The 12,376-nt window shown below is 66.5% G+C and carries 8 protein-coding genes; all 8 read right to left on the bottom strand.

Features of this window, described 5'->3' with window-relative positions; all coding sequences use genetic code 11:
- Genes V6D40_RS02090 through V6D40_RS02125 form a run of 8 tightly spaced genes read right to left on the bottom strand, consistent with a single transcriptional unit; the run spans window position 1 to window position 12,314 of the window.
- Complete coding sequence (locus V6D40_RS02090) at window positions 1-2,052, bottom strand: ATP-dependent DNA helicase UvrD2 (protein WP_334288708.1); 2,052 nt, start codon at window positions 2,050-2,052, stop codon at window positions 1-3.
- On the bottom strand, window positions 2,042-2,794 hold the full coding sequence (locus V6D40_RS02095) for an NAD(+) diphosphatase (RefSeq protein WP_334288709.1): 753 nt from the start codon (window positions 2,792-2,794) through the stop codon (window positions 2,042-2,044). Before V6D40_RS02095 ends, V6D40_RS02090 begins: the two co-directional genes overlap by 11 nt.
- Window positions 2,787-3,857 carry a potassium channel family protein gene (locus V6D40_RS02100; protein ID WP_334288908.1) on the bottom strand — a complete coding sequence of 357 codons (1,071 nt, stop codon included), beginning with the start codon at window positions 3,855-3,857 and terminating at the stop codon, window positions 2,787-2,789. The genes V6D40_RS02095 and V6D40_RS02100 overlap by 8 nt, the downstream gene beginning before the upstream one ends.
- A gap of 14 nt (window positions 3,858-3,871) precedes the next feature.
- Window positions 3,872-7,234, bottom strand: a complete 3,363-nt coding sequence (locus tag V6D40_RS02105) for an ATP-dependent helicase (protein ID WP_334288710.1) — start codon at window positions 7,232-7,234, stop codon at window positions 3,872-3,874.
- Window positions 7,227-10,274, bottom strand: coding sequence for an ATP-dependent DNA helicase (locus V6D40_RS02110; RefSeq protein WP_334288711.1), 3,048 nt, complete (start codon window positions 10,272-10,274; stop codon window positions 7,227-7,229). The genes V6D40_RS02105 and V6D40_RS02110 overlap by 8 nt, the downstream gene beginning before the upstream one ends.
- A gap of 18 nt (window positions 10,275-10,292) precedes the next feature.
- Window positions 10,293-11,009 (bottom strand): hypothetical protein, encoded by a 717-nt coding sequence (locus V6D40_RS02115; protein WP_334288712.1) that lies wholly within the window; start codon window positions 11,007-11,009, stop codon window positions 10,293-10,295.
- A gap of 22 nt (window positions 11,010-11,031) precedes the next feature.
- Window positions 11,032-12,078: a DUF3152 domain-containing protein gene (locus tag V6D40_RS02120; protein WP_334288713.1), complete on the bottom strand. Its 1,047-nt coding sequence runs from the start codon at window positions 12,076-12,078 to the stop codon at window positions 11,032-11,034.
- Window positions 12,079-12,089: 11 nt separating this feature from the next.
- Window positions 12,090-12,314 (bottom strand): DUF3107 domain-containing protein, encoded by a 225-nt coding sequence (locus V6D40_RS02125; protein ID WP_334288714.1) that lies wholly within the window; start codon window positions 12,312-12,314, stop codon window positions 12,090-12,092.
- Window positions 12,315-12,376 lie beyond the last annotated feature (62 nt).

A 12,376-nucleotide genomic window follows, 5' to 3' on the forward strand; every position in this document is an offset into this window, starting at 1 on the left:
CTAATCCCGGAACGGCGCGAGCACTTCGATGATCTGGGCGCCGTACAGCTCGACCTTCACTGGCCCCACCCCGCTGATCCCGAGCAGCGACGCCTCGTCGTACGGCATGGCCTCGGCGATCGCGATAAGCGTAGCGTCGGAAAACACCATGTAGGCGGGTTTACCCTCCGCGCGTGAGACGCTCAAACGCCATTGCTTGAGCGCGGCGTAGACATCATCGTCGTAATCCGCCTCGCAGGTGGAGTGGCGCCCCACCGCCTTGTCCGCTGGCTCCGACAAGGGCAAACCACACACCCGGCACAGGCGGCTGCGTGTCAGGCGCTGCGGTGATTTCTCCACCTCAAGCTCCGGCACCAAGCCGTCCAAGAAGCGCGAGCGGGACCGGGACTTGCGGCCGCCCTCCTGTCGGGCCAGCGACCAGGACATATGGAGATGCTCGCGCGCGCGGGTGATACCGACGTAAAACAGCCGGCGCTCTTCCTCAATTTGTTCGTCGCCGGCCTTAATGGCGTGCGAGATAGGCAACGTGTTCTCCACCAACCCAACGAGGAACACCGCGTCCCACTCCAAGCCCTTCGCCGCGTGAAGGCTTGCGAGCGTCACGCCGTCAACCGCAGGCGGCTGCTTCGCCTCCGCGCGCTGCCGAAGGGAACGCAGCACCTGCGGAAGGTCCGCGGCTTCTTTGGAAGTCACGATCTCCTCAATGAGATCTACCAGCGCGGAAAGGGCCTGCCACCGTTCTCTCGCCTGGGCGCCCTCGGGCTCCTGCGGCGTCAGCCCGAGCGGGGCGAACGCTGCGCGCGCGACCTTGACAGGATCGTTCGGCAGATCCGTTCTGTTCGCGGCGCGGGCTAGCTGGTTAATCGCCTCCCTGATCTCCCCGCGGTTGAAAAAGCCCTCGCCCCCGCGGACTTGGTACAAAATGCCGGCGTCAGCCAGCGCCGCTTCGAAAGCCGCGGACTGGGAGTTAATGCGGTACAACACTGCGATCTCGCGGGCGGGCACGCCCTGATCAAGCAGCCGCCTGATTGCGGCGGCGACCTCGCGTGCCTCCGTCGGCTCGTCGTCGTACGCGCTGTACGTCGGGGCGGGCCCCGCCGGCCGCATGCCTTCGAGTTCAAGGCGCGTGCCCGCGGCGCGGCCGGTGGCCTTGGAGATGACCGTATTCGCGAGGTCGGTGATCTGCGGCGTGGAGCGGTAGTCCCGCTGCAGCTTCACCACCGTGGCGTTGTCGTACGTCCGGGCGAAGTTCAGCAGGTAGTCGGGTGTGGCCCCCGTGAAGGAGTAGATGGTCTGGTTCGCGTCCCCCACCACGGTGAGATCGTCGCGCTGGCCCAGCCACCCTTCCAGCACGCGCTGCTGCAGCGGGGTGACGTCCTGGTACTCGTCGACAACAAACGACTGGTACTGCTGGCGGAACTCCTCCGCTACGGCGGGCACATTTTCCAGGGCCGCAGCGACGTGCAAGAGCAGGTCGTCGAAGTCCAGCAGCATGCCCTCTGGGCTCGTCTTCTGGTCTTCGTAGTGGCGGTACGCTTGCGCAACCTTCTCGGCGTCTGCCGGGGGCGTGCGGTTCACCGCCGCAATGCGGGTGACGTAATCGTCCGGCCCGATCACGTTCGATTTTGCCCACTCAATCTCACCCAGCAAATCGCGCACCATTTCCTTGCTGGAGTCCAGTCCCGCCGCGCGAGCGGAGCGGCCCACCAGCGGGAACTTGTTATCCAGCACTCTCCACGGGAGCTCACCGGCGATGTCTTTCCAAAAGTACGACAGCTGCCGCAGCGCCGCGGAGTGGAACGTCCGCGCCTGAACGCCGCCGATGCCCATCCCCCGCAGGCGGTCGCACATCTCGCCGGCAGCGCGCTGTGTGAACGTCACCGCCAGCACCTTCTGTGGTGCTACCATGCCCTGGTCGATTAGGTTGGCGATGCGGTAGGTGATGGTCCGGGTCTTGCCGGTGCCAGCGCCAGCAAGGATGCACACCGGTCCGCGCGGGGCAGTCGCGGCGACACGCTGATCGCTGTCAAGCAAGCTCAAGTCAATTGCCACTGCAAGCCTCCTTCAACTCCCCGCGCGCCCATTTCTCAATCAACGCCCGAGCGATAGAACCTGTTTTCGCCAAGGTCAACCTCGCCAGATCGGAGCGCGTGGCCCAGATGATCGATCCCAGCTCCCCGTCCAGCGGACCGTGCGCATCTGTGTCGCCGGTGCGCGAGTAAAACCCGAGCATAAGCGAGCCCGACATCGCCCACGGCTGGGAGCAGACATAGGAGATGTCGCGCACGCGCCGTCCCGTTTCCTCCAACACCTCACGGGAAAACGCTGCCTCAGCGGTTTCCCCCGCATCGACGTAGCCCGCGATACAGGTGTAGTACCCGGGCCGGCGGCGGTTCTCGCCGAGAAGGATCCGCTCGCCGTCGGCGTGCTCAACAATGCCGATCACGCACGGGTCGATGCGCGGGAAAATGGGCCGGCCGGAAGCTCCGCGTGCGGCGCCGTCGTTTCCCCAGTTAAGTTCGCTGCCGTCGGTAGGATCGAAACGCATTAGTTCGCGCGCGCTCAGCAGCGCCACCGCGCGGGAAACAACCGGGTCGCTCGCGTGTGAGCGGGCGTCCCCCGTGGTGAAGCTGATGTCCGAAGCGCGCTGGTCTGTCAGGCGCACTGCCACCACGCCGTCGCTGATGCGGGCGTGGGCGGAGGGGGTGTTCGGCGCAGCGTCGGCAAGCAGAAGCTCCCCTTGCGGCGTGAGCGGGAACGCGTTGTCCGAATCGATGAGCAGGTATTTAGTCATCGCCGTGGTCCGTGGGCTTGGTCATGCGCACGTAGAGCAAGCGGTCGCCCGGCTCAACGGTCTCGGCTTCCGGCGCGTCGATGCGGTATAGCTCGCCGGATCGGACCACGCCGAGAACGATGTCAGCTAGGTGGCGGGGGTTGGCGCCCACCTCGTCGTCTGCGATCGGCCTCTCGGCGACAGCGAAGCCCTCGTCGGGGCTGAGCAGGTCCTCCATCATCTCCACCACCGGCGGGGTGACGGTAGCCAAGCCGAGGAGGCGACCGGTGGTCTCGGCGGAAACCACGACAGAATCCGCGCCCGACTGCATCAGCAGGTGCTGGTTTTCGCTCTCGCGGGCGCTGGCCACGATCATGGCGCTCGGCGCGAGCTCGCGCACAGATAGAGTGACCAACACCGCGGTGTCGTCGGTCGACGGCGCGACCACCACCGAACGGGCACGGGTGACGCCGGCGACGCGCAACACGTCAGACTTGGTCGCGTTGCCGTGCACCGTGACTAGGCCGCGCTTCTCGGCGGCACGGAGCGCAACCGGGTCGGTGTCCACCACGACCAGGCTGGAGGGCGACGCGCCGTCTGCCAGCAGCGCGTCGATCGACGAGCGGCCCTTGGTCCCGTATCCGATGACGATGGTGTGGTTACGCACGGTTTGCCTCCACTGCTGGATCTGGAGCGTTTTGCGGGAATCCTCAGTCAGCACGGACAAGGTGGTGCCGACGAGGAGCATCAGGAAGGCCACGCGGGCCGGAGTGATGATGAAGATATTGACTAGGCGCGCGCCCTGCGTGACCGGGGTGATGTCGCCGTAGCCGGTGGTCGACAGGGAGACCGCGGAGTAATACAAAGCGTCGATGAACGTCAGTGACTCCGAGTACCCATCCCGGTCGATGTAGACAAGTATCGCCACTGCCACGATGAGCAGCGCCGCGTACGCGAAGCGGCGAGCCATCAGCGCCCACGGCGTGATGTGAGCAGAGCGCGGAATGGAGATGACATCGGTCAGAGTGTCGACCGGAACTTCGAGGTCGTCAGAGCTCGACCGAAAGAGATTCCCCCAGGTCAGCGCGGACGGTAATTTCACTCACGCCTACCTTTCTCAAAGCTATCCATTGCACTGCGGCCATCTTGTCCGCCCGAAGGAACCTTACTCCACGCTTCGGACACTTCAGGGGTGATGAGTGTTACGAGCTCGTCAGCATCCGGGAGGTCGACCGGCGCGTAATCCTCCCCCGTGCGCACGTAGAAGAACATGGCGCGGACCTCGCGGCCATCGCCGGTGATTCGCCGCCACGCCTCGCGGTAGACCGCAAGCTGGAGCTTGGCGGCCTCCATGTCTGCGGGACGCGGTTTCTGACCGGTCTTCCAGTCGACCACTGTCCAACCGTCCGCATCCTCGAATATGGCGTCGATGCGCCCACGCACCACCGCGTCTCCAAGCGCCAGCTCGAACGGTCGCTCCACGTGCGCTGGTGTCCGATTCGCCCAGTGGCTGGCCTCGAACGACGCCCTGAGCTGCTCGAGCACAGCGTGGTCGGCGTCCGCTTCGTCGTGGCCGGGCAACTCGTTCTCATCCAGCAACGGGCGGGCGCCGTAGAGCTCCTCCAGCCACTCGTGGAACGCGGTGCCGCGCTTGGCGAAGGTGTTCGGCTTGAACGGCACCGGGCGCCGGGCGCGCCGCGCGAACTGCGCCGGGTCCGCTCGCATGGCCACCACGTCCGAGGCTGTCAGCTCCGCCGGCACGACAACCGGCACCCCCTCCTGGCGAAGCGACTCGTGCTCCTCAATGAGCGCGGTGACGTCGTTCTCCCACTGGGTGAACAGCTGCGGCGACGACGCGCCCGGTGGCGCGGGCATCGTCTTCCTGGCTTGCGCAACCATCTCGGCTGCGTTGACCTTGCCCGCCTCCGGCTCGAGCGCCGGCCAGGTGCCGCGGCGCTCACCGTCGACGGCGTTGGCATCGTCAGCTTCAACCTCATCAGCAACCCACGCGACGATGCACTCGTCTCCCGCTTGGTCTTTCATCTCCGCGAAGTGGGCGTACGGCGCGTTGCCTTTGTTCTTGCCCCTGCGCTTGACCTTGCCGGCCTCAGCGCGCGACGCGGTGACCATGAGATTCTTCGCAGCGCGCGTGACTGCAACGTAGAACAGACGCGACGACTCCTCGGCGAGCTCGTCGCGCACGCTGTCCTTCCACCCGTTCGCTGCTTTCTCGAACTGGGCGCGGGTTTCCACCTCGGCGAACTGGGGGAACAGATCCGGGTCGCCGAAGTTTTCGTCCTGCAGGTACTTCACCCACGTCAAGAACGTCTCGGCCTTCGCACTATACGTCGCGGCATCGGCGTGGAGCACCGCCACGGTATCCCATTCGAGGCCTTTGGCCTTGTGCGCGGTCAGCAGCTGCACCCGGTCGTCCTTCACCACGACGTTACCCGGCGCGAGGCCGTCCTCGAAGGTGCGCGCGAGCTCGAAGTAATCCAGCAGCCCCTCCAAGCTGGCACCGGGGTATGCGGCCACTTCTTCCAGCAGCCGGTCGAGGTGGGTGGCGCGCGCCGCGCTCGGCCGGGCAAGAACTTCAGTTCTGATGCCGAAGACTGTGATGATGTCGGCGAACAGATCGGATAGTCGCTTGCCCAGACTGTTGGTGCGCAGCCAGCGCAGTTTCGCCGCGAGGATCTGCAGCCGCTTATAGCCCTCGACGGAGTAGCGCTCCGGCTCACCGAGGTCAGCAACCGCGTCGGCGAGACCAGCCGAGCGCTCGGCGCGGGCGTTGATCTCCGCAGCGCGCTGCACGATGTCGTCCACCTGCGCGGTGTAGCGAGACCACGGGTCGTCGCCGACCAGCGTGAGCTCCTCGGCCTCCTCGCCCCGCTCGCGCGCACGGAGATTCTTGGCGCGGGCGGCCAGCGCGTTCAAATCTGCCAGGCCGAGCCCAACCGCGGGCCCGCCCAGAACGCGGAGCGCGGCGGCTGAGTCTCCCGGACGCACCAGCATGGTGGCAACCGCCAGAGTGTCCGCCACCTCCGGGATATCAAGCAGACCCGCCACACCCACGATCTCATAGGGCACGTCGCGCTCCTCCAGCGCCTGCGCAACGGCGGCGGTGTGCTTGTTCTTGCGGACCAGCACCGCCGCCTTCAGCTTCTCCCCCGTCTGCTGGGAGTGCTCGAAGTGAGCCGCCATCTCGTCTGCCACAAACGCGATCTCCTCCTCCTGGGTGGCGAAGTAACCGAGTTTCACGTCGCCCGCGTCCGCGCCAGGGCGCGGCTGCAGCTGGGCCACAGCGCGGTCGTCGTCGGTGCCGAGGATCGCGTCCGAGACCCCGTTGGCCAGGTCGAGCACTTCAGGGGGGTTGCGCCAAGACGTGGTCAGCTGCTTCTTCGGCGCCGCCTCGCCGCCCGCTAGCGGGAAATCCTCGACAAACGCTTCCAAGTTCGCCGCGGTCGCGCCGCGCCAGGTGTAGATCGCCTGCATCGGGTCGCCGACTGCTGTGACGGTCAGTTCCGGGTCGGCCCCCTCGCCGAACAAGCTGCGCAGCAGCACCCGCTGCGCGTGGGAAGTGTCCTGGTACTCGTCCAGCATCACCACGCGGAAGCGCCTGCGCTGGCTCTCGCCCACCTGCGCCTGGTCGCGCGCCATCGCAGAAGCGACCGACATTTGCTCGTTGAACGTCACCACACCCCGGCGGCGAAGCTCCTCCTGCAGTTTCCTCGCCAACGGCAGGTACGCGACGCGCTCCTGTTGCTTGGCGCGCCACTTCCCCATGGTTTGGGAGTACTCGCCCGTGGTCCGCTTGTTGCCTTGCAGGGCTTCGGTTTCTTTCAGGAAAATGTCGGCGCGCTCGATGATGCTCGCCTCCGTGGCTAGTTCGTTGCCCATCGAAGTCATCAGCCCGAGAAGGTTGCTCACCGCCGTCTTCACCGAGGTGTTGTCGCTGCCCTCGGCGAACAGGGTGCCCTCGTAGTTGGTGACAACGTCGGTCGCAATCGCGTGGAGCTCCGCGTCCGTAATCAGCCGCGCGTCCGGTTCGACGGGCACCAGCAGGCCGTATTCGCGGATGAGGTCGCCGGCGTACGCGTCGTAGGTGGACACGGTCGGGGCGATCACCTCCAAGTGCTTACCCAGCTCACCGCCCGGGTCGAGCCTCTGCACAAGCGCGCTGTCTGCGGCCAAGACAGCCAACCGATCACGAATGCGCTTGTCCAGCTCGCGGGCAGCTTTCCTGGTGAACGTCAGCCCGAGCACTTGGTCGGGGCGCGCGTATCCGTTCGCCACCAGCCACACCACTCGCGCGGCCATGGTTTCGGTTTTGCCGGCTCCTGCGCCCGCCACCACCAGCAGCGGGCCGGGGTCCGCTCCAATGACGTCAGCCTGCTGCGGCGTCGGCGGGTACTCCTGCTGCAGCGCCCGCGACAGCGCCACCGGGGACATCGTGTTACGCATCGGTGATCACCGTTCCTTCAGGTTGCACCGGGCACAGTGCCCGGACTTTGCAGTATTCGCAGTGGGGGCCGGTCTGGGCCGTAAGCGCAGGGCCCGTCATCGCACCCGGCAGCGGCTGGATGAGGTTGGCAAACGCGTCAAGCTCTTCGTCCGTTTTCGCGCTTTGCTCGAGCACCTTCGCCGTCTTCGTCGTCGAAGCTGGGTACAGGAGAACAGCGCTGTCGATCTCGAGCCCGTCCCCGTCTCCGCTGACCACCGACTCGCCGTCGAGCACACCGTTTCGAACAGCCAGCTGATACGCCATGAGCTGGGCGTTCTCCTGCGCCTGTTCCTTCGTCGGTGCGCTCGTTCCGGACTTCAGATCCACGATCCGGACGCGTCCCTCGCCGTCGACCTCCAAGCGGTCCGAGCGGCCCCGGATCCGCAGCTCGGGCCCCACGCGCACGTCGACCTCAGCTTCCACGGCGAGTGCGTTCCGGTTCGCCTGAGAAACGTCGAGCCAGCCGTCGATCTTGGACAGCATCCGCTCGAAATCCTCGAGGTCGCGCCCCGCCTTCCACGCCGGCCCGTCTTCCATCTGGCCGCGCGCCGCAACCGCTATCTCGCGAGCTTTATCCCGTTCGATCCCCCTGCCCAGCGCCTCGAAATAGGCGTGTGCGAGCAGCCCTTTCACCATGTGCATGGTTTCGTCAAGTTCGACCATCTGCTCCAGCACCACCCGCATCGGGCATTCCAACAGCCCCTCGATGCGCGAGGGCGACAGGGAGGTCCGCTTCGGCAGGGCTTCGCTTGTCGACGCCCCGCCAATCCCCCACCACTCATCCGCCGACGCCCCCGCGACGCCAGCATCTGCCAACCTCGCCAGCTGACGAGCTGCCTGCTCGTGCGCCTCCGACGGGCAGTCCGGGTCCTGCAGCGCCCGCCGCAGCTCCGCAACCACGTCGTCCCGCGACAGCGTGCGCACCACGTACGCACTTCCACTTGTCAGTACCTCACTGACCTCGCCTGCCGCAGCCACGCGGCGAACCTCGACGCCGTGCTCAGCAGCGAACTCCTCGACGAACCTGGAAGGCAGGGTCACCTCGTCGCTTTCCTGGTCGTCGACAGCGGTCACGAGCAGGTGCTTAGTCGCCCTAGTGGTGGCGAGGTAGAAGAGGCGCCGCTCCTCCACCAAACGCTCGGCCGAGCGGGGAACGGGAACCGCTGGGTCAACACCCGCATCAACGAGGTCGATGAGGTCCTCCTGCCGGAACATCGTGCCCGTCTCCCCGAGACTCGGCCACGTCAGCTCTTGCACCCCGGCAACGACGACGCGCTCGAATTCCCGCCCGGCTGCACCGTGCGCGGTCATGAGCGACACCGCGTCAGGTTTCGCGGTGCGGCGGTCGCGCACACCGGTGGGCAGCTCCTGCTCCTCAATGAACTGGATGAACAGCCCGATGCCCGCGGACGGGCGGCGCTCGGTGAAGTCACCCGCCGCGTCGAACAGCGCCATTGCGGCATCGAGGTCGCGGTCGGCTTGGGAGCCCGTCGCGCCACCGCGCAAAGCCGCGGCAGACAGCCGGCCAGACAACCCGGTGGCTTCCCAGATCGCCCACAGCACTTCCTCGACGCTGCCGCCCGCATCGAGCACGCCCCGGCCAGCGTCGAGCACACTGCGCATCCGGGTGAGAATGTCGATCTCGCGCTCTGTGAGCACTCCGCCAAAATCGGGGGTTTCGGCATCCCTGGACAGCAGGTCCTGGAGGGTTTCCTCTGCCCGCTGGGCGGGCTGCAACCTGCGAAGGCCGCGAAGCAGGCGGCGCAGCGTGACGGGGTCGGAGCCGCCGACCGGCCCGAGGATGAGATCGCGCCACTGCGACGGCTGCAGATCCTCTTCCAGAGCGCGCAAGCCCAGCAACAGCGCGACGACGATGCGCTGCTGCGAGAGCACCACGTCGGTGGGGTCGAGCGCGACCGGGACGCCAGCGTGCAGCAGGGCGCGCCGGACCGGCTCGATCATGGGGGTCGATCGCACGATAACCGCCATTGAGGAATACGCCTCCCCGCCTTCCAAATGCGCGCGCCGGATCGTGTCCACGATCGCGGCGTGGTGCGTCTGCTCGTCCGGCGCGACGGCAACGGAGCGGGCTGGCGTTCGCTTCGAAGCCCCCAAATCGATCACGCCGTGCTCGAGACCGCCGAGGTCGGCGTAGAACTTCGGCGACGCGCCGCGGAAACGGAAGACGGACTGCTCAGCATCGCCGCCAACTACACCGAGCGTGGCGCGCTGCAACAAACGCTTCACCAGTTCGGCCGACGCCGGCGAGAGGTGCTGCGCGTCGTCGACGATGACGGTGTCCCAGTGCTCGGTCAGCTCACCTTTCAACACCTCGCCTACCAGCTCGGCGGCGGAAAATCGCAGCGCGCCCGTCAGCGACATCACCTGCCGGTACTCGCGCTGGAAGTCGCCCGCGGCTGCCCAAATAGGAATCCCGTGTTGGCCGCCGAGGCGCTCGAGGTCTTCCGGCTCGAGATTGCGCTCGGCCGCCCGGAGCAGAAAATCTCGCAGCTGGCGAGCGAACCCGACCATGGGCAGGGCTGGCCGCAGCTCTTCCGGCCAGCTCCCGCCGCCGTCCTCTGCGTGCCCCTGCAGCAGTTGACGGATCACGGCATCCTGCTCGGCACCCGAGATGAGTCGAATCTCCTGCTCCGTGCGCTGACGCAGCAACGCGAACGCGAGCGAGTGCACAGAGCGCACCATAGGCTCGTCTGCGACGTAGCCTGAAGCGGCGAGCAAATCCGAGAGCTCGGCGCGCAGCCGGGCACCTGATTCTTTCGACGACGAGATCACCAAAACCGAGCCGCGCGACGCGGCCGCGGCAGCGGTGTCGATGAGAAAGCTGGATACGCCCGAGCCTGCCTCACCTGTAATCTTCCACATCCCCTCCGCGGGAAGGTTCCGGCCCCATTGCCGCGCCTGTGCGCTGCGCGTTCTGGGCACGAGGTACGCCCGCGGCGTTACCGCTGCGGGGATGGAAGGAATGTCTGGTGAGCTCATAGCCACCATCGTGGCACATCAGGCAAACACGATCTCCCGAACACGCCGCAAATTCGCACGCGCGTTCGATTCCAGGTGCGCTTCTCCAGCCTCCCGGAACTCATACGCCCTGCGCACTAGCTCGTCGATGCGCGGAACGTGGGCCCAGCGGCGAATCACGCCCGGGTCGACAGCGGAGGCGAGCAAACCGTCCACAATGACAATCGCGGCGGTGTACCCGCGCGGACGGAGCCCGGCAGAGGGCACGAGACCGATTAACGTCGGCGGCAACATACCGTCGAAAAGGCAGTGGCGCAGCATGGAAAGGTTTGCCACCACGCCGGAGGAGTCAACGTCGCCATCGGCCCAGACAGCTCGGTCGGCGTCTGCCCACACATCGCCTTCGCGGGGCGCCGACGGGGGTTGGGAGGGGTGGGAGGTAAGCGCTGCGTCGATAAGCAGTGAAGCCCCCACCGCCTCATCAATGCGCGCGGCGGTCTCCCCCTCCGCGAACTCGTTCGCCGCGAAACCGCCGACGACCAACCGACCGTCGGTCGCCCGCACAGGTCGAGCGATGCGGACACCCTCAACTTCGCCGGCGAGCTTCTCCCGGCACTTGGCGGACCAGACCGCCGTCTCGACCGCCGGGGAGACAACCACGCGGCCGAAGCGCTGTCCGCCGTCCCACGCTGGCGACATGTCCTCACCGCTACCCTCAACCTGGAATGCGTGCAACACGTGTTCCGGAATGCGCACCTGGTTCCTTTCCCTCAAACGCTTACAGCACGGCCGGGCGCGGGTACGGCCACGGGTTATACCTGCACGTATCCGAGTTGTCTGGGTAAACCTCCGACGGGTCAAAGCTGCGCAGCTCAGCGTTGTTCACACTCAGCGTCTGCTGCATCATGATCGGCGCCAGCGCCCCATCGGACGGGCACGGCACGTGCTCGGCGAAGCCAAGCGCGTGACCCACCTCGTGGTTGATCACGTACTGGCGGTAGCTGCCCACATCGCCTTGAAACGGCGCGGCGCCGCGCACCCAGCGGGACTCGTTGATCAGCACCGTGTCCTCGCCTGTAATCCGGGTGCGGCAGCTCGTCTCCAACCCGAGCTCGCCTCCGCACAGCTCGCGGGTGGTCTCAACGGAGGCGAGACGGATACGCAGCGTCGGCTGGTCCGCCGCGGTCACATGCTCGAGCTTGAAGCGGGGGTCGTTGGTCCAACCACGCGGGTCAAACAGCGTCGAATCCACCATGGCGGAAAACGCGTCGTTGCCGCCGTAGGCAGCGGTGTCGACGCCTTCTTCCACCTCGACGACGTAGCGCACCGTAAGTTCGGTACCCTCGCCGCCCGATGCACCGGGAGCGCCGACTTCGAAGAACTGGCCAGTCCCCTTCTCGGTGAACGGCCCGCCGGGAGGCAGCATGTTCACATCAAGCTCACCCTCGGGTAGCGCCGCCGGTTCGCGCACGTCAGCACCCTCCGGCGCCGACTCGGCGTGCCCGTCCCCCGGTGCGTCCTGAGCGATCGTGTTGGCGGCGCCGACGACTGGCCCGTCCGGGTTCTGCACCATGTTGATGATCACGAACACGGTGATCACGGCCAGCACCGGAATCGCGTAGGCGCGCCAGCCGTAGTCGCGCGCGAGCTGCACAAGCTTGCCGTCGTTGGCGCCGCCGGGCACGGCAGCGCGCTGCACCGAGACCGGCTCTTGCCGGTCTCGGCGGTCGCGGCGGCGCGGCTCCTCCGCCTCCCACGCACTCGGATCGTCGAAATCGTCCCAGTCGTCGGCGGCGTCAGTGATGCGCTGCTGCCGTTTCGTCATAGGCAGTTAATCTAGCGCATGAAGCCCACAGAATGGGTGGTCGCCGAACCCTGCTCGACGTAAACAATGCGATCCGTGCGGATCAGGTAATTGCGGCCCTTGTCGTCGCTCAGCTTGATCACCGGGGTGCCGGCCTCGATTGCGCGCTCCACAACCGCGGTCACATCCTCGCTGCCCTCAGCCGGGCGGATAACCAGTTCACGGGGGCTTTCAGCAAGTCCAATCTTGATATCCATGCCGCCATTGTAACGGTGGCGCACACACCGCCTAGGCTGCCGAGAACGCGCGGGGCAAGCGT

Origin of the sequence: Corynebacterium sp. Marseille-Q4381, assembly GCF_036881695.1 — a bacterium.
Lineage (GTDB): Bacteria > Actinomycetota > Actinomycetes > Mycobacteriales > Mycobacteriaceae > Corynebacterium.